The sequence below is a fragment of the Cupriavidus sp. FW305-27 genome (assembly GCF_058787995.1).
In genome coordinates, this window is record NZ_JBYTAG010000014.1 from 1 (window position 1) to 16370 (window position 16370).

Consider the following 16370-nt stretch of genomic DNA (forward strand, 5'->3'; position numbering starts at 1 on the left):
GGGCTGAGCCCCGTGCAATACAGGACTCAGCCCTTGGCGGCCTAACTTACCCGTCCAACTTTACGGGGTCAGTTCACCTGCGCGGGCCATTTGCTTTTGGGGGGGGGCGCTATCCGTGCGGGGGTCGCGGCAGATCGGCCAGCAACTGGCGCCACCCGTCGGTGGCGCGCGCAAGCCAGTCCTTCACATTTTCCGCGCGGTTCGACAGCCCCAGGTGAGTGCCGGCTTCGCGCAGCGCGTCCAGCGGTGCGGTGGTGTCGATTGCCTGCGCACCGCTTTGCTTGCTCAGCTTCTCGCCGGTTTCGTTGACCACCACTGGCACGTGCAGGTACGCCGGCGTGGGCAGGCCCAGCAGGTGCTGCAGGTGGATCTGGCGCGGCGTGGAGTCGAGCAGGTCGGCGCCGCGCACGATATGCGTGATGCCCTGCAAGCCGTCATCCACCACTACCGCCAGTTGATACGCCCACAGCCCGTCCGCGCGGCGCAGCACGAAGTCGCCCAGCTCGGTTTCCAGGTCCTGGCACTGGCGGCCCTGCCAGCGGTCGTCGAAGCACAGGGTGGCGGCCGGGCCGTCCGGCACGCGCACGCGCCAGGCGCGCGGCAGCTTGCCGTTCAGGCCGTGGCGGCAGGTGCCGGGATAGCCCAGGGTCTGGTGCCGCTCGCGCACGTGCACCAGTGAGTCGGCGATCTCCTTGCGCGAACAGCCGCACGGGTAGAGCTGCCCGGCGGCGTCGAGGCGGCGCAGCGCATCGGCATAGAACGGCTCACGCCGGCTCTGCCATACCGGCGGCTCGTCCGGCGCCATGCCCAGGCGTTCCAGCGTGAGCAGGATGTCGTCGTCCGCGCCGCGCACGCAGCGCGGCATGTCGATGTCCTCGATGCGCACCAGCCACTGGCCGCCGTGCGCGCGCGCGTCCAGCCAGCTCGCCAGCGCGGTGACCAGCGAGCCCATATGCAGCGGCCCGGTGGGCGAGGGGGCGAAGCGGCCGCGATAGCCGGTCGCGGCAACCGTCGTTGCTGCCGTCGTTGCTGTCACTGCCATGAGACCTGCCCTCAGCCGGCGAAGTCGGGTTGCTGCAGCAGTGCCTGCGCCAGGCGCGGGTCTTCCAGCTTGCTGGCCCACCACTGCAGCGCCTTGCCGCGGTTGCTGGTGCGCCAGGCTACCTTGAAGTTGCCGGGCGCGCGCACCTCGACGGTCTCGCGCGCCTGCAGCACGCCGCTTTCGATATGGGGTTGCGCCATCGGCGCCGGCAGCCAGCCGCAGCCCAGCCCACGGATCTGTGCCTCGAGCTTGTCGCGCATGGTGGGCACCACCAGCACGTCTTGCCCGGCCAGCACGCCATGGGTACGCGCCGGCAGGTTGCGCGAGGTGTCGCCCACCGCGACGATGCGGTGCCTGGCGATCTGGATGGTGGTGAGCGGGCCTTCCTCGGTGGCCAGCGGATGGTGCGCGGCAACCGCGAACACGAACGGCATCGAGCCCAGTGGCCGGATCTGGAAGCCCTGCGTGCTGGGCGCATCGTAGGCGCCGCCGATCACCAGGTCGGCGCGGTTGTTGACCAGCGCATCCCAGGCGCCGCCCAGCACTTCCTTGGAAAAGCGCAGCCGGGTGGCGGTGTTCTCGGCGTAGAAGTCGTGGATCACCGGCAGCAGCGCGCGGAAGTTGATCAGGTCGTCGACCACGATGGTGAGGGTAGCCTCCCAGCCGGTGGCCAGGCGCTTGACGCGCCGTGCCAGGTCATCGGCGGCATGCAGCAGGTGGCGGCCCTCATCGAGCAGGGCGCGTCCGGCCGGCGTCAGCTCGGCGCGGTGGCGGCGCCGGTCGAACAGCAGCACGTCCAGGTCTTCTTCCAGCTTGCGCACCACGTAGGTCAGCGCGGAAGGGACCTTGCCCATCTCGTGGGCGGCGGCGGCAAAGCTGCCCTTGCGTTCGATGGCGTCGAGGACTTCGAGGGATTCTAGCGAGAGGGCCATGTTCAGAAATTCTGAATGACTGCTTCTAAGTCGATCCCCGTAAATATACGCCTCAAGCCCTAAACTTCCTAGCATCAAAGCGAAAACGTATGCCGCGACACGGTTACCAAGCCAGTGCTTGCGGGCAAACAGGCTCAAGGAGGGCCATCAAAATGATTGAAATCAGAAAGTCTGCAGAGCGTGGTTACGCCGATCATGGCTGGCTGAAGTCCTTTCATTCGTTCTCGTTCGCCGACTACTATGACCCGCGGCATGTGCAGTTTGGGCCACTGCGAGTGATCAACGAGGACCGCGTCGCGCCGGGCATGGGCTTTGGCACGCACGGCCACCGCGACATGGAGATCATCAGCTACGTGCTTGAGGGCGAACTGGCCCACAAGGACAGCATCGGCAACGGCAGCGTGATCCGCCCTGGCGATGTGCAGCGCATGAGCGCCGGCACCGGCGTGCGCCATTCGGAGTACAACCACGCCGCGCACGACACCACCCACTTCCTGCAGATCTGGATCATGCCGGCCGAGAACGGCATCGAGCCCGGCTACGAGGAAAAGCATTTCGACGCAGCCGACAAGCGTGGCAAGCTGCGCCTGGTGGCCAGCGCCGATGGTGCCGAGGGCTCGGTGGTGGTCCACCAGGACGTGCGCCTGTACGCCGGCCTGTTCGATGGCGACGAGGCTGCCACGCTGGCGCTTGCGCCGGGCCGCCGCGCCTATATCCACGTGGCGCGCGGTCGGGTGACGGTCAACGGCAAGGCGCTTGAAGCCGGCGACGCGGCGAAGCTGGAAGCCGAGGGCGAGGTCGCGCTGTCCGGCGGCGATGGCGCCGAAGTGCTGGTGTTCGACCTGCCCTGAGCATCGTTCATTGCCGCATGCGAGAGCCCGCCTTCGGCGGGCTTTTGCTTTTTGCATTGCGCGCCGGGCTCCGGCAGGTACCGCTGTGCTATCTTCTCGCTATGCATTGCGCCTGCGCCGGCACATCGCCGGCAAGCCCGGAAGGGCCAGGCGTGCCCTTGGAACACCCCGTACCAAGATGACCTTTGTTTCCATTCTCCTGGCGCTGATCGCTGAACAATTCCGCGCCCTGGGCCGCAACAACCCGATCCACGAGATCGTGCGCGCACTCGGCGACCGCGCGGAACACGCCTTCGACACCGGCCGCCCGCGCGATGCCGCGCTGGCCTGGCTGACCGTGGTCCTGCCGCTGACCCTGGCGGTGATCGTGGTGCACTACCTGCTGGCCTCGATCAGCGTGGCGCTGACGCTCGCCTGGAATGTGCTGGTGCTGTACATGACGCTGGGCTTTCGCCAGTTCAGCCACTACTTCACCGACATCCACGAGGCCCTCAACCGCGATGACGTCCATACCGCGCGCACGCTGCTGCACGAGTGGACCGGCCTGGACACCGTCGAGATGCCGGTCTCCGAGATCGTGCGGCACACGCTGGAGGCGGCCATCATCGCCGTGCACCGGCATGTGTTCGGCGTGTTCTTCTGGTTCCTGGTGCCGGTCGGCCCCGGCGGGGTGGTGCTGTACCGCACCGCCGAATACCTGAGCCGCCACTGGAACCTGCCCTCGACCGAGCGCAGCCCCGCGCTGGGCCGCTTTGCGGCGCGCGCCTTCTATTTGCTGGACTGGATTCCGTCGCGGCTGACGGCGATCGGCTTTGCCATCGTCGGCAACTTCGAGGACGCGGTCTACGCCTGGCGCAACCATGCGCGCAAGTGGAACGATGCCGTCAACGGCATCCTGCTTGCCAGTGGGGGCGGGGCGCTGGGCGTGCGCCTGGGCACGCCGCTGGCCGAGGATGATTCCACCGTGGTGCTGCGCGCCAGCGTGGCTGGTCCGGCCGTGGACTATGCGCCCGGCATGGAAGAGGAAAACGGCGGCCCGGAACCGGTGCCGCCCGAATTCGGCACCGAGCCCGGCGTGCGCACGCTGCAGTCGGCCGTGGGCCTGGTATGGCGCGCGGTGGTGCTTTGGATGCTGCTGCTGGCGATGCTGTCGCTGGCGCTCTGGGTCGGCTGACCAGCGTTAAAAAGGGGGCGGCGCGCTAGTCGCGGGCCGCGCCGCAGCGCCAGCAGGCCCCGAACTGGGCCTCGTGCCATTCCAGGCAGTGGCGGCATTGCCAGCTCGGCCCCGGCGCCGGGTTGGCGGCGGCATTGAGCACCGCCCACGCCTGCGCTTCCATCTCGTCATCGACCAGCCACACCTGTGGCGCACTCTCCCGGAACGGGATCTCGCCGGTCGCGCCGGCCAGCCAGGTATTGCGCAATTCCGCCCGGATGCCGGCCGCCCGCAGGACGTTCCGGCAATGGGCTGCATGGACGAGGGAAGTGGCGGACAGCAGCAGTTTCATGGCAGCGCACCGGGTAACCCAGGTGCGCTTACCTTACCACGGCTTCTGCTGGTTGGATTCGTGCAGCAACTGCATGTAGAGCTGGTGGCGGCGCTCGGAGATCGCTCCCGAGGCGACCGCGGCCAGCACGCCGCAGCCGGGCTCGTTGACGTGGTGGCAGTTGTAGAAGCGGCACCCGGTCAGCAGCGGGCGGAACTCCGGGAAGGCGCGCTCCAGCATGCCCTCGCTCAGGTGGTACAGGCCGAATTCCTGGAAGCCCGGCGAATCGATCAGCGCACCCTGATGGCCGTCCACGGTGCCCCATTCGGCCGGCAGGTGATAGAGCCGCGTGAAGGTGGTGGTGTGCTTGCCGGAGTCGAGCTTGGCCGAGATCTCGCGGGTCTGTGCATCCACGCCCGGGATCAGCAGGTTCAGCAGCGACGACTTGCCCATGCCCGATTGCCCGATCAGGATGCTGGCCAGCCCCGCCAGGCGCGGCTTGAGCGCGGCCAGCGCCTGCGCCGGGTCGGCGCGCACCGACAGCTCCAGCGTGTCGTAGCCCAGCCCGCGGTACAGCGCCAGGCGCCCTCGCGCTTCTTCGAGCCGGTCGGGCAGGTCGGTCTTGTTGAGCACGATCAGCGGCCGGATCTCCATGGCCTCGGCCGACACCAGCGCGCGGCCGAGCAGGTCTTCGGAGAAGCCCGGCTCGGTTGCCAGCACGATCACGACCTGGTCGATATTGGCGGCCAGCAGCTTGGACTTGAACTGGTCGGAGCGGTGCAGCAGGTTCTTGCGCGGCGAGGCCGCGGTGATCACGCACTGGTCGGCGGCGGCGCGTTCCACGCTGACATGGTCGCCCACCGCGCAGTCGCTCTTCTTGCCGCGCGGGAAGGCATGCATGCGCGTGCCGTCGCCCAGCTCGACCACGTAGTGGCGGCCATGGGCGGCGATGATCAGCGCGGATTCGGTGGCCGTGCCGGCATGGCTGCCGCCGCCGGCGTTGCGGTGACGCGTGGCGCGGCTCATGCGTGCGCCAGCAGGCGGTCGATCCGCTGCGCGGCGGGCGGATGCGAGTAGTAGAAGGCGCTGTAGAGCGGATCCGGCGTCAGCGTCGAGGCGTTGTCCTTGTACAGCTTCACCAGCGCCGACACCAGGTTGCCGGCATCGGTCTGGTCGGCGGCAAAGGCGTCGGCCTCGAACTCATGGCGGCGCGACGACAGGCTCGACAGCGGCCCCAGCAGGAAGGTGAACACCGGCAGCGCCAGGAAGAACAGCACCAGCGCCAGCGCGTTGTTGGACACGCCCAGGTTGGGCACCACGCCCAGCCCGGTGTAGAACCAGCTGCGCGTGGCCAGCCAGCCCAGCAGCGCCAGGAACACCAGGCTCAGCGCAAAGGTGACGACGATGCGCTTGGTCACGTGGCGGCGCTTGAAGTGGCCCAGCTCATGTGCCAGCACCGCCTCGATCTCGTCGCCCGACAGGCGCTCCAGCAGCGTGTCGAAGAAGACAATGCGCTTGGCCGCGCCGAAGCCGGTGAAATACGCATTGCCGTGGGCGCTGCGCTTGCTGCCGTCCATCACGAACAGGCCCTTGCTGGCAAAGCCGCAGCGCTTCATCAGGGCCTCGATGCGCTGGCGCAGCGATTCGTCGGTGAGCGGCTCGAACTTGTTGAACAGCGGTGCGATAAAGGTCGGGAACACCACCAGCAGGAACAGGTTGAAGGCCATCCACACCAGCCAGGTCCAGACCCACCACAGCGAGCCGGCGCGCTCCATCAGCCACAGCACCGCCAGCAGCAGCGGCAGGCCCAGCGCGCAGGCCACCACCAGCATCTTGGCCATGTCGGCCAGCCACAGGCCGAACGTCATCTTGTTGAAGCCGAAGCGCTGCTCGATGCCGAACTGGCCGTACAGCGAGAACGGCAGGTCCACCAGCCCGCCGATCAGCGCCACGCTGGCCACCAGCGCCACGCCATAGGCATAGCCTGGGCCGAAAGTGTCCAGCCAGGACTGGTTGAGCCACTGCAGCCCGCCCAGCATGGTGAAGCCGATCAGCACCGCGGCCCCGGCCAGCACCTCGAGCATCGACAGCCGGGTGCGGGCGATGGTGTAGTCCGCGGCCTTCTGGTGCGAGGCCAGGCTGATGGTGTCGGCAAAGCGCGGCGGCACCGCATTGCGGTGCTGCGCCACATGCCGGACCTGGCGGGCGGCCAGCCAGAGCCTGGTCAGCACCATCAGCACCAGGGCGGCGAGAAAGACAATCGTGAACATCGGCAAGAGCCTTGTTGTGGGTGCGGGCGCCCCGCATTGTGCGCGGCGGGCGTCCGTTGGAACCGCCGAGCCCCGGGGTGGGGCAGGCGGTGGTCCGGGATATCCGGAAAACACCCCGGCGCTGGTGCGCAAACGGCCATTCCGGACGGATATGCGAGAATTATAAATTGTTCGCGCCCGCCCCCGCCGCGGCCGCTTCCCTGAAATCCCTATCTTCCGCAGTCCCGATGACAAGCCAAGCCACCGCCAAATCCGTCAAAAGCGAAAACAACCTGATCTGGCTGGACATGGAAATGACCGGCCTGCAGCCGGATACCGATCGCATCATCGAAATCGCGATCGTCGTTACCGACTCCGAACTCAATATCCTGGCGGAAGGCCCGGTGCTGGTGATCCACCAGAGCGACGCCGTGCTCGATGGCATGGACAACTGGAACAAGGGCACCCACGGCCGCTCGGGCCTGATCGACAAGGTCAAGGCATCGACCCTGACCGAAGAGCAGGCCGAGGCCGAGCTGCTGGCCTTCCTCAAGCGCTGGGTGCCGGCCAGCAAGTCGCCGATGTGCGGCAACTCGATCTGCCAGGACCGCCGCTTCATGGCGCGCTACATGCCCAAGCTGGAGGCCTTCTTCCACTACCGCAACCTGGACGTGTCCACGCTGAAGGAGTTGTGCAAGCGCTGGGAGCCGGCCATCCACAAGGGCTTTATCAAGCGCCAGCTGCATACGGCGCTGGCCGACATCCTGGAATCGGTCGAAGAACTGCGCTACTACCGCACGCACTTTATCCGGCACACCGCGCCGGGCGCCGCACCGGCAGCGGACGCGCCGGCCGCCGACACGCCCGCGCAATAAGCGGGGCCGGCTGCTCCCGGAACAACAACCCACTGCAAGCGACGGGCCGCCCGCACGGGGCGGCCGCCGCCGGGGCGCGTCCCGCCCGCCTGCCCATGCTTGAGCGCATCGTCTCCATCATCACGCCGGTCATCCTGATCATCCTGGTCGGGTGGCTGTACGGGCGCAAGGCCCATCCGGACATGGCCGGCATCAACCGCGCCACGCTGGACGTGATCGCACCGCTGCTGGTGGTGTCGGCCTTCGTCAGCAAGGATTTCGTGCTGGCCGACCAGCTGGTGCTGCTGGGCTGCGCGGTGGCGGTGGTGCTGGGCTCCGGCGTGCTGGCGTGGGCGCTGGCGCGGCTGCTGAAGGCCGATCCGCGCACCTTCGTGCCGCCGATGATGTTCAACAACTGCGGCAACATGGGGCTGCCGCTGTCGGTATTTGCCTTCGGTCCGGCGGGGCTGGCGCCGGCGGTGGCGCTGTTCGCGGCATCGAACCTGATGCACTTCACCATCGGCATGAAGATCGTCAACCGCCATGCGTCGATGGGGCAGATCGCGCGCAACCCCATGGTGCTGGCCACCGTGGCGGGCGTGGCGCTGGCGCTGGCGCGGCCATGGTTCACGCTGCCGGATCCGGTATACCAGTCGGTCAAGCTGCTGGGCGACGCCACCGTGCCGCTGATGCTGTTTGCGCTGGGCGTGCGCATGAAGGACGTGAGCCTGCGCAACTGGGGCATGGGCCTGGTCGGCGCCGCGGCCTGCCCGCTGACGGGAATCGCGGTGGCGCTGCTGCTGGCGCAGTGGGTGCCGCTGACCGAATTGCAGCGCGGCCTGCTCTTTGTGTTTGCCGCGCTGCCGCCGGCGGTGCTGAACTTCCTGGTGGCGGACCATTTCCGGCAGGAGCCGGACCAGGTGGCGTCGATCGTGCTGCTGGGCAACATCGCCGCGGTGGTGTTCGTGCCGGTGGGGTTGTACCTGGGCTTGCGCTGAGGCGCGGGGAAGGGGAGCCCGCAGGCGCGCGCCTGCGGGGATTGGCGATTACGCCGCGGGCTTGGCCCGCACGGCGTTCTTCGGGCGCCAGGCCTTGACCACGGCCTCATCGGTTTCCATGTAGGGGCCGCCGATCAGGTCGATGCAATACGGCACCGCAGCAAAGATCCCTTGCGCCACGGCCTTGCCATCGGCATCGCGCAGGCCCTCCAGGGTCTCGCGGATGGCGCGCGGCTGGCCGGGCAGGTTGACGATCAGCGCGGCGCGGCTGGCGGTCTCGCGGATCACCGCCACCTGGCGCGACAGGATCGCGGTCGGCACGAAATGCAGGCTGACCTGGCGCATCTGCTCGCCGAAGCCGGGCATTTCCTTGGTGCCCACGGCCAGCGTGGCCTCGGGCGTCACGTCGCGGCGCGCCGGGCCGGTGCCGCCGGTGGTCAGCACCAGGTCGCAGCCGGCCACGTCGACCAGGTCGATCAGGGTGCGCGAGATCTGCGCCTGCTCGTCCGGGATCAGCCGCTCCACCGCCTGCCAGGGCGTGGTCAGCGTGCGCCCGAACCACTCGCGCAGCGCCGGGATGCCTTCGTCCTGGTAGGTGCCGGCCGAGGCGCGGTCCGAGATCGAAACGAAGCCGACAACGAGTTCATCGGGATGGTTGCGGACTACCGGCTGCGTGGTCTGGGTCATGCCTCGGGCTCCGGGGTAGGGGGTTGGTCCGCGGCGGCGCCGGCCTTGCCGTCCTTCGCATCCAGCGCCGTCTTGATCGCCTGGAACAGCTCGCGGAAATAGCGCGGCGGCTTGCCTTGCTCCTTTTCCTTGCGCGCGTTGCGGATGGTATTGCGCAGCGCCTGCACGTCGATGCCGGGGTGCTCGGCGAGGAAGCGCGTCAGCGCCGCGTCGTCGGCCAGCAGCAGCTCGCGCCAGCGCTCGATCAGGTGCATGCGGGCGGTTTCGGCCTTGCTGGTGCCCTTGAAGCCCTCCAGCGCTTGCCGGATCACCTCGACCTCTTCATCGTCGAGGCCGCGCATGATCTTGCCCACGAACTGCATCTGGCGGCGCTTGCCTTCGTGGCTGTTGATGCGGCGGGCCTGGTGGATGGCGTCGGCGAGCGCTTCGGGCATGGGCACGCGCGCCAGGCGGTCCTTGGCCAGGGCTTCGAGCTCGGCGCCAAGGTCCTGCAGGGCGGTCATTTCGCGCTTGCGCTGCGACTTGCTTTTCGGTTCGTCGTCTTCCGGTTCGGGCGCAAAGCCTCCGGGAAAGCGCGAGCCATTCGGATTACGGGAATTTCGCGTCATGCCCGGCATTTTATCTTGCTATGATTGCCGCTTGGACTTTTGATGACACCCGCCCAGCATGGACCAGATCGCAGAACAGACCGCGCACTTCACCTACACCCAGGCCCAGCTCAGCGAGATGGCCGCCGATGTGCTGCGCGTTGCACGCGAACTTGGGGCGACCGACGCCGCCACCGAGATCTCCGAAGGCAGCGGCCTGTCGGTATCGGTACGCAAGGGGCAGGTGGAAACCATCGAGCAGAACCGCGACAAGGTGGTCGGGGTCACGGTCATGATCGGCAAGCGCCGCGGCAATGCCAGCACCTCGGACTTCTCGCCGGCCGCGCTGCGCGCCACCGCCGAGGCCGCCTACAACATCGCCCGCTTCACGGCCGAGGACGATTGCGCCGGCCTGGCCGAGGAAGAACTGCTGGAACGCGCGCCGCAGGACCTGGAACTGTTCCACCCGTGGGCGCTGGACGCCGAGCGCGCCATCGACATTGCCACCCGCGCCGAGGCCGCCGCCTTCGCGGTGTCGCCGCGCATCCGCAACAGCGACGGCGCCAGCGTGTCGGCGCAGCATTCGCAGTTCGTGCTGGCGACCACGCGCGGCTTCTCGGGCGGCTACCCGTATTCGCGCCATTTCATCTCGTGCGCGCCGATCGCCGGCAGCGGCAGCGGCATGCAGCGCGATGACTGGTACTCGTCCAAGCGCTCGCCGCTGGCGCTGGCCGCGCCCGAGGACATCGGCCGCTACGCCGCCGAGCGCGCGCTGGCGCGGCTGCAGGCGCGCCAGCTGTCCACGCGCCGCTGCCCGGTGCTGTTCGAGGCGCCGCTTGCCGCGGGGCTGCTGGGCGCCTTCGTGCAGGCGGTGTCGGGCGGCGCGCTGTACCGCAAATCCACGTTCCTGTGCGATTCGCTGGGCCAGGCCGTGTTTGCGCCGCATATCCAGATCCATGAGCAGCCGCACACCCCCGGCGCCATGGGCAGCGCCCCGTTCGACGAGGAAGGCGTGCGCACCCGTGCCCGCGACGTGGTCCGCGACGGCGTGGTGCAGGGCTATTTCCTGTCGACCTATTCCGCGCGCAAGCTCGGCATGCAGACCACCGGCAACGCCGGCGGCTCGCACAACCTGACACTGACCAGCTCGCTGACCGAGCCCGGCGACGACTTCCCGGCGATGCTGCGCAAGCTCGGCACCGGCCTGCTGGTGACCGAGCTGATGGGGCAGGGCGTCAACTACGTGACCGGCGACTATTCGCGCGGCGCCTCGGGCTACTGGGTCGAGAACGGCGTGATCCAGTACCCGGTGGAGGAAATCACCATCGCCGGCAATATGGCCGAGATGTTCCAGCAGATCGTCGCCATCGGCGCGGACTCGCTGGTGCGCGGCACCAAGGAAACCGGCTCGATCCTGCTCGAGCAGATGACGATTGCCGGCACCTGAGCGGCGCGCGCCACCCAAAAAAAAGCAGGCCTGACGGCCTGCTTTTTTATTGCCCGCGCAACGGCTTACGACTCGTCCGACGGCGGCCGCTCGTACGTGACGAACGCATAGTCGAAGCCATTGGCCTCCGAATGATGCGTCTCGCGCGCGGTCTCCACCCATTGGGTGCGGTCGATTGCCGGGAAGAAGGCATCGCCTTCCACATCCGCATCGATCTCGGTCACCACCAGCCGGTCCGCGCATGGCATGGCCTCGGCGTAGAGCTGCGCGCCGCCGATCAGGAAGATCTGCTCCGCGCCCACGCACAGGCGCTGGGCATCTTCCAGCGAGGCCGCCACCTCGGCGCCCTCGATGCGCAGGTCCGGGTTGCGGCTGACCACGATATTGCGGCGCCCCGGCAGCGGGCGGCCGATCGAGTCCCAGGTCTTGCGGCCCATGATCACGGGCGCGCCCATGGTGGTACGCTTGAAGTGCGCCAGGTCTTCCGGCAGGCGCCACGGCAGCGTGTTGTCGCGGCCGATGGTGTTGTTGCGGGCGCGGGCGACGACCAGTGTCAGCAGCGTCATACGGCCACCGGTGCCTTGATGGCGGCGTGCGACTGGTAGCCGGCCAGTTCAAAGTCTTCGTAGCGGTAGTCGAAGATGCTGTCGGGCTTGCGCAGGATCTTCAGCTGCGGCAGCGCCAGCGGCTCGCGCGCCAGCTGGGTCTGCACCTGCTCGAAATGGTTGTTGTACAGGTGGCAGTCGCCGCCGGTCCAGACGAAGTCGCCCACTTCCAGCCCGGTCTGCTGCGCCATCATGTGGGTCAGCAGCGCATAGCTGGCGATATTGAACGGCACGCCCAGGAAGATATCGGCGCTGCGCTGGTAGAGCTGGCACGACAGCCGGCCATCGGCCACGTAGAACTGGAAGAACGCGTGGCAGGGCGGCAGCTTCATGCGCGGGATGTCGGCCACGTTCCAGGCCGACACGATCAGGCGGCGCGAATCCGGATTGGCGCGGATCTGCGCCACCAGGTCGGTGATCTGGTCGATATGTCGGCCGTCCGGCGTCGGCCACGAGCGCCATTGCGAGCCGTAGACCGGGCCCAGTTCGCCGTTCTCGTCGGCCCACTCGTCCCAGATGGTGACGCCGTGCTCCTGCAGCCAGCGCACGTTGGTCGAGCCCTGCAGGAACCACAGCAGTTCATAGATGATCGACTTCAGGTGCAGCTTCTTGGTGGTCACCACCGGGAAGCCTGCGCGCAGGTCGAAGCGCATCTGGTAGCCGAACACCGAGCGCGTGCCGGTGCCGGTGCGGTCGGCCTTGTCGGTGCCATGCTCGTACACATGGCGCATGAAGTCGAGGTACTGTTTCATCGGCGCGGGGCGGGATCGGGAGTGACGCGGGCACTGGTCCCGCAAAGCTGGCATTTTAAAGCAAAAGGGCCATCCCTCAGGATGGCCCTTCAGCGGCATGGCCGGGGCGGGTGCCCCGGCCATGCCTGGCACGGCTTGCCGCCTTAGTGGCTGCCGGCCGGTTGCTGCACGCGGCGCTTCTGCACCAGGTAGCCGGCGCCCAGCACGCCGCCGACGATCAGCACGTACAGGCCCCAGTTGACCACCGGGTTGGCTTCGAAGAACGCCTTGATCATCGGCTCGTGCACGATCATCTTGACTGCCGTGAACGCCAGCACGCCTGCGCCCAGGTAGATGATGATCGGGAAGCGGCTCATCAGCTTGAGCACCAGGCTCGAGCCCCACACCACGATCGGGATGCTGATCAGCAGGCCCAGCACCACCAGCAGGAAGCTGCCGTGCGCGGCGCCGGCCACGGCCAGCACGTTGTCCACGCCCATCACCGCGTCGGCGATGATGATGGTCTTCATTGCGCCCCACAGGGTCGAGGCGCCCGAGCCGTGCCCCTCGCCGTCGCCTTCGTCGGACAGCAGCTTGTAGGCAATCCACACCAGCGCCAGGCCGCCGATCAGCATCAGCCCCGGAATCTTCAGCAGCCAGACCACCCCGATCGTCATGGCCGAGCGCACCACCACGGCGCCGACGGTACCCCAGATGATGGCCTTCTTCTGCAGGTGGGCGGGCAGGTTGCGCGCCGCCAGGGCGATCACGATGGCATTGTCTCCAGCCAGCACCAGGTCAATGACGACGATGGACAGCAGTGCCGTCAGGAACTGCATCGTGAACAGATCGGTAAACCACTCCATGAACTCTCCTCAGGGTACAAATCAGCGCAAGTGCGCGTATCGGGTTCGCCTGGTTTCACGTAGCACGGGAGCGTGGGGGCGCCTTTGCAAACCATGAAGTCCAGGTTGCAAAGGTCTTGCTCGACCACTGGCGCGGTATGCACGCCGGTAGTCAGCACAACCGGGGACAAGGGTCCCGGAATGACGATTGTGCTAAGGGCATGGGCCCCGGAGCTACTCCCCTTTGAGGGACACGACCCGTTTCGGGGCCGCGCTGGGCGGGATTATAAACGAACTGCAAGGGATATGCCCCATTAGGAAAGATACTGACTCAAAGTTCTTGATGTGCTGCGTGCGGCGCATCCGGCGATCGGCGGTGCGCGATCCGCCGGATGGGCCTATCCTTTAGGTTCGGCTTCGCCCGATGCGTCCCGGACGGCACAGGGAGGCGTTGCGGAGACCGGCGCGCACGACATGCACAGCGCGGCCTTGGGGAATACGCAGTGAAGCAGTGACCATTCGCGACCACACAAGGAAACGACATGCCGGCTGTCCCGAATCCGCCGAATACCCCCTTCCAGAAAAAAGCCCCGCAGACACCTCTCCCACCCCTGAACCACCACAACGGCCATGCGGCCGCACCGCCCGCCCTGGTCGCGCTGGCCAATGGCCGCGCGCACCGGCAGCCGCCCCAGCCGGAGTTCGTGCAGCAGTACCGCGAGGACAGCGGCGCGCTGCGCGAGCAGGTGCTGGCCGGGCTGCGTGCCGGGCAGGCCGCCATCAGCCCCAAGTTCTTCTACGACGTGCTGGGCTCGCGCCTGTTCGAAGCCATCACCGACCTGCCAGAGTACTACCCGACCCGCACCGAGGCCGCGATCTTTGCCAGCGCGGCGCCCGCCATCGCCGCGCGTGCCGGCAGCGGCTGCGTGCTGGTGGACCTGGGTGCGGGCAATTGCGAAAAGGCTGCCAGGCTCTTTGGCACCCTGCGCCCGGCGCAGTACGTGGCGCTGGATATCTCCATAGAGTTCCTGCGCGCGACGCTGTCGTCGCTGCAGCAGCAGCATCCCGACATCCCGATGCTGGGCCTGGGCGCCGACCTGTGTGCGCCGTTCGATCTGCCCGCCAACGTCAGGCGCGGCAGGCGGCTGTTCTTCTATCCGGGCTCGAGCATCGGCAATTTCGCCCCGGTCGAGGCCCTGGCGTTGCTGCAGCGCATGCGCGGCGCGGCCGGGCGCGGCGACGGCGTGCTGATCGGGGTCGACCTGCACAAGGACGAAGCCACGCTGGTGTCTGCCTATGACGATGCGCTGGGCGTCACCGCCGCGTTCAACCGCAACGTGCTGCGCAACGTGAACCGCATCGTCGGCACGGATTTCTCGCTGGACGACTGGCGCCATGTGGCGAGCTTCGACCGCGCGGCCTCGCGCATCCAGATGCACCTGCAGGCGTGCTGCGACGTGCGCGTGCAGTGGCAGGGCGGCGCGCGCGAGTTTGCCGCCGGCGAACGGATTCATACCGAGGACTCCTACAAGTACCGCCCGGAGGACTTCACGCTCTTGCTGGAAGCCGCCGGGTTTGACGACCCGGTGTACTGGACCGACCCGAGCGGCTGGTTCGCCGTGTTCCACGCGCGCGGCTGATCCGCCCGCGCGGGCGCCATCCGGCGGGGATGGCAGGTAGTGTCATAATGACCGCGGCCGGCCTGGCGTGCGAGCGCCGGGCCAGCAGTTGCCTGCTTCGGTCACTGCCTGTCCACTGTTCACTCCCCTGCACGGACTTTCCCGATGAGCGGCTTTCCCATGCTTCCCGATCTCTACTTCACCGGCGGCAAGGCGACCTGGTCCGACCCGCGCCGGCTGCCGCGCGAAGGGCTGGCGCAGGCGCTGGTCGATGCGCGCAACCGCACGCTGGCGTGGCTGGCACCGTTCGGGCAGACGCGCCGCGCCTGGGACGTGCCGCATCAGTACGATGCCGATCCGCCGTTGTGGACGCTCGGGCACGTGGCCTGGCATGCGGAGTGGTGGTGCCTGCGCGGCGTGCGCCAGGTGGACCGCGGCGGCGTGCCGGTGCCGGTGGCATCTGAGCCGTCGCTGCTGGACGGCGCCGACGAGTGGTTCGACCCGGACCGCATCGGCCCCGACGAGCGCTGGGAGGTCACGCTGCCCGACGTCGCGGTGGTCAAGCGCTACGCCGGCCACGTGCTCGACGGCGTGCTGCGCCGGATTGCGCTGCTGGCCGACGACAGCGACCTGACCCTGTACCCGTACCGCCGCGCGCTGCTGCATGAGGATGCCCAGGGCGAAGGCGTGGCCGCGCTGTTGCAGGCGCTGGGCATGGCTCCCGCGGAGGCCATCGGCGCCGGTCCGGTGCAGCCTGCGGGGCATGGCGGCACCCTGCATTTCCCGGGCGGTCGCTTCACGCTCGGCTGGAGCGATCCCGACGGCTTTGCCTGGCCCGATGAGCTGCCGCCGCAGCCCACCTACGTGCCCGCGTTTGAAATGGACATGGCGCCGGTCAGCAACGCGCAGTTTCTCGAGTTCGTCGAGGACGGCGGCTACGAGCACCCGGCGTGGTGGTCGGCAGCGGGGCGCCAGTGGCTGATGACGCAGGAACGCTCGGCGCCGCGCTACTGGTCGCGCCATCCGGAATCGCGCGCCTGGATGGTGGAGCGCTTCGGAACGCGGCGCACGCTCAATCCGGATGAGGCGGTGCGCCATGTCACGCTGTACGAGGCGCAAGCGTGGTGCGTGTGGGCGGGGCGGCGCCTGCCGGCGGAATCGGAATGGGAGCTTGCCGCGACGCAGAACCGCGGCCTGCAGTGGGGGACGCTGCGTGAGTGGACTGCCACGCCCTATGAGCCGTACGCCGGGTTTGCCGCCGCGCCGTCAGACAGCGAGGTGGTGGGGCGCTTCGGCACGCACCAGGCGGTGCGCGGTGTGTCGTTCGCCAGCCCCGCGCGGCTGCGCCATGTGCGGGCAAGGTGGGCGCGGTTGCCGGAGGACGACCTGTCCTTCATCGGCTTTCGCACCTGCGCGCCGTAGCGGGCTGTACGCGACAA

General features: G+C 68.1%; 17 protein-coding genes. 7 read left to right on the top strand and 10 right to left on the bottom strand.

Annotated elements, in window-relative coordinates; translation table 11 throughout:
* Nucleotides 1-109: 109 nt before the first annotated feature.
* Nucleotides 110-1042, bottom strand: coding sequence for a tRNA glutamyl-Q(34) synthetase GluQRS (gene gluQRS / locus AC3WRI_RS08965; RefSeq protein WP_010813622.1), 933 nt, complete (start codon nt 1040-1042; stop codon nt 110-112).
* 11 nt (nt 1043-1053) lie between these two features.
* Nucleotides 1054-1974 carry a LysR family transcriptional regulator gene (locus AC3WRI_RS08970; protein WP_010813621.1) on the bottom strand — a complete coding sequence of 307 codons (921 nt, stop codon included), beginning with the start codon at nt 1972-1974 and terminating at the stop codon, nt 1054-1056.
* 152 nt (nt 1975-2126) lie between these two features.
* Here AC3WRI_RS08970 and AC3WRI_RS08975 point away from each other — a divergent pair, with 152 nt between their 5' ends.
* The gene (locus AC3WRI_RS08975) at nt 2127-2825 is read left to right on the top strand and encodes a pirin family protein (RefSeq protein WP_058696653.1); all 699 of its coding nucleotides are present in this window, start codon (nt 2127-2129) and stop codon (nt 2823-2825) included.
* Between the two features lie 178 nt (nt 2826-3003).
* Nucleotides 3004-3999 (top strand): CobD/CbiB family protein, encoded by a 996-nt coding sequence (locus tag AC3WRI_RS08980; protein WP_492293140.1) that lies wholly within the window; start codon nt 3004-3006, stop codon nt 3997-3999.
* Between the two features lie 25 nt (nt 4000-4024).
* On the opposite strand, the gene AC3WRI_RS08985 is transcribed toward AC3WRI_RS08980, so the two are convergent.
* From AC3WRI_RS08985 to AC3WRI_RS08995, 3 genes are read right to left on the bottom strand one after another with little or no spacing between them, the layout of a single operon-like run.
* Entirely contained in the window at nt 4025-4330 is a 306-nt protein-coding gene (locus AC3WRI_RS08985; protein ID WP_010813618.1) for a putative signal transducing protein, read from the bottom strand.
* Nucleotides 4331-4363: 33 nt separating this feature from the next.
* Nucleotides 4364-5335: a ribosome small subunit-dependent GTPase A gene (gene rsgA / locus AC3WRI_RS08990; protein ID WP_010813617.1), complete on the bottom strand. Its 972-nt coding sequence runs from the start codon at nt 5333-5335 to the stop codon at nt 4364-4366.
* Nucleotides 5332-6579 (bottom strand): M48 family metallopeptidase, encoded by a 1248-nt coding sequence (locus AC3WRI_RS08995; RefSeq protein ID WP_010813616.1) that lies wholly within the window; start codon nt 6577-6579, stop codon nt 5332-5334. The genes rsgA and AC3WRI_RS08995 overlap by 4 nt, the downstream gene beginning before the upstream one ends.
* Before the next feature lie 227 nt (nt 6580-6806).
* Between AC3WRI_RS08995 and orn the strand changes: the two genes are divergently transcribed.
* Entirely contained in the window at nt 6807-7433 is a 627-nt protein-coding gene (gene orn / locus AC3WRI_RS09000) for an oligoribonuclease (RefSeq protein ID WP_058696652.1), read from the top strand.
* A gap of 95 nt (nt 7434-7528) precedes the next feature.
* A complete protein-coding gene (locus tag AC3WRI_RS09005) occupies nt 7529-8410 on the top strand; it encodes an AEC family transporter (protein WP_492293141.1) in 882 nt (293 codons plus the stop codon).
* 48 nt (nt 8411-8458) lie between these two features.
* Here the strand turns inward: AC3WRI_RS09005 and mog are convergent, their stop codons facing one another.
* Nucleotides 8459-9097 (bottom strand): molybdopterin adenylyltransferase, encoded by a 639-nt coding sequence (mog, locus tag AC3WRI_RS09010; RefSeq protein WP_010813613.1) that lies wholly within the window; start codon nt 9095-9097, stop codon nt 8459-8461.
* A complete protein-coding gene (gene yjgA, locus AC3WRI_RS09015) occupies nt 9094-9714 on the bottom strand; it encodes a ribosome biogenesis factor YjgA (RefSeq protein WP_010813612.1) in 621 nt (206 codons plus the stop codon). Before yjgA ends, mog begins: the two co-directional genes overlap by 4 nt.
* A gap of 49 nt (nt 9715-9763) precedes the next feature.
* On the opposite strand from yjgA, the gene pmbA reads away from it, so the two are divergent.
* On the top strand, nt 9764-11131 hold the full coding sequence (pmbA, locus tag AC3WRI_RS09020) for a metalloprotease PmbA (protein WP_010813611.1): 1368 nt from the start codon (nt 9764-9766) through the stop codon (nt 11129-11131).
* Nucleotides 11132-11196: 65 nt separating this feature from the next.
* Here the strand turns inward: pmbA and AC3WRI_RS09025 are convergent, their stop codons facing one another.
* The 3 genes from AC3WRI_RS09025 to AC3WRI_RS09035 all read right to left on the bottom strand — a co-directional run bounded on the left by AC3WRI_RS09025 (nt 11197) and on the right by AC3WRI_RS09035 (nt 13333).
* Nucleotides 11197-11697 carry a dihydrofolate reductase gene (locus AC3WRI_RS09025; RefSeq protein ID WP_010813610.1) on the bottom strand — a complete coding sequence of 167 codons (501 nt, stop codon included), beginning with the start codon at nt 11695-11697 and terminating at the stop codon, nt 11197-11199.
* On the bottom strand, nt 11694-12488 hold the full coding sequence (locus AC3WRI_RS09030; RefSeq protein WP_010813609.1) for a thymidylate synthase: 795 nt from the start codon (nt 12486-12488) through the stop codon (nt 11694-11696). The genes AC3WRI_RS09025 and AC3WRI_RS09030 overlap by 4 nt, the downstream gene beginning before the upstream one ends.
* A gap of 143 nt (nt 12489-12631) precedes the next feature.
* Nucleotides 12632-13333: a TerC family protein gene (locus AC3WRI_RS09035; protein ID WP_010813608.1), complete on the bottom strand. Its 702-nt coding sequence runs from the start codon at nt 13331-13333 to the stop codon at nt 12632-12634.
* A 521-nt stretch (nt 13334-13854) separates the two neighbouring features.
* Here AC3WRI_RS09035 and egtD point away from each other — a divergent pair.
* Both egtD and AC3WRI_RS09045 read left to right on the top strand, forming a co-directional pair.
* A complete protein-coding gene (egtD, locus tag AC3WRI_RS09040) occupies nt 13855-14952 on the top strand; it encodes an L-histidine N(alpha)-methyltransferase (protein WP_492293143.1) in 1098 nt (365 codons plus the stop codon).
* 144 nt (nt 14953-15096) lie between these two features.
* Nucleotides 15097-16353, top strand: a complete 1257-nt coding sequence (locus AC3WRI_RS09045; protein ID WP_010813606.1) for an SUMF1/EgtB/PvdO family nonheme iron enzyme — start codon at nt 15097-15099, stop codon at nt 16351-16353.
* Nucleotides 16354-16370 lie beyond the last annotated feature (17 nt).

Bases quoted from the DNA above. Each gene is read 5' to 3' on its own strand.
- AC3WRI_RS09030 (WP_010813609.1), bottom strand. From the start codon at position 12,488: ATGAAACAGTACCTCGACTTCATGCGCCATGTGTACGAGCATGGCACC.
- AC3WRI_RS08980 (WP_492293140.1), top strand. From the start codon at position 3,004: ATGACCTTTGTTTCCATTCTCCTGGCGCTGATCGCTGAACAATTCCGC.
- pmbA (WP_010813611.1), top strand. From the start codon at position 9,764: ATGGACCAGATCGCAGAACAGACCGCGCACTTCACCTACACCCAGGCC.
- yjgA (WP_010813612.1), bottom strand. From the start codon at position 9,714: ATGCCGGGCATGACGCGAAATTCCCGTAATCCGAATGGCTCGCGCTTT.
- AC3WRI_RS09045 (WP_010813606.1), top strand. From the start codon at position 15,097: ATGAGCGGCTTTCCCATGCTTCCCGATCTCTACTTCACCGGCGGCAAG.
- egtD (WP_492293143.1), top strand. From the start codon at position 13,855: ATGCCGGCTGTCCCGAATCCGCCGAATACCCCCTTCCAGAAAAAAGCC.
- AC3WRI_RS08985 (WP_010813618.1), bottom strand. From the start codon at position 4,330: ATGAAACTGCTGCTGTCCGCCACTTCCCTCGTCCATGCAGCCCATTGC.
- orn (WP_058696652.1), top strand. From the start codon at position 6,807: ATGACAAGCCAAGCCACCGCCAAATCCGTCAAAAGCGAAAACAACCTG.
- gluQRS (WP_010813622.1), bottom strand. From the start codon at position 1,042: ATGGCAGTGACAGCAACGACGGCAGCAACGACGGTTGCCGCGACCGGC.
- AC3WRI_RS08995 (WP_010813616.1), bottom strand. From the start codon at position 6,579: ATGTTCACGATTGTCTTTCTCGCCGCCCTGGTGCTGATGGTGCTGACC.
- mog (WP_010813613.1), bottom strand. From the start codon at position 9,097: ATGACCCAGACCACGCAGCCGGTAGTCCGCAACCATCCCGATGAACTC.
- AC3WRI_RS08970 (WP_010813621.1), bottom strand. From the start codon at position 1,974: ATGGCCCTCTCGCTAGAATCCCTCGAAGTCCTCGACGCCATCGAACGC.
- AC3WRI_RS08975 (WP_058696653.1), top strand. From the start codon at position 2,127: ATGATTGAAATCAGAAAGTCTGCAGAGCGTGGTTACGCCGATCATGGC.
- rsgA (WP_010813617.1), bottom strand. From the start codon at position 5,335: ATGAGCCGCGCCACGCGTCACCGCAACGCCGGCGGCGGCAGCCATGCC.
- AC3WRI_RS09035 (WP_010813608.1), bottom strand. From the start codon at position 13,333: ATGGAGTGGTTTACCGATCTGTTCACGATGCAGTTCCTGACGGCACTG.
- AC3WRI_RS09005 (WP_492293141.1), top strand. From the start codon at position 7,529: ATGCTTGAGCGCATCGTCTCCATCATCACGCCGGTCATCCTGATCATC.
- AC3WRI_RS09025 (WP_010813610.1), bottom strand. From the start codon at position 11,697: ATGACGCTGCTGACACTGGTCGTCGCCCGCGCCCGCAACAACACCATC.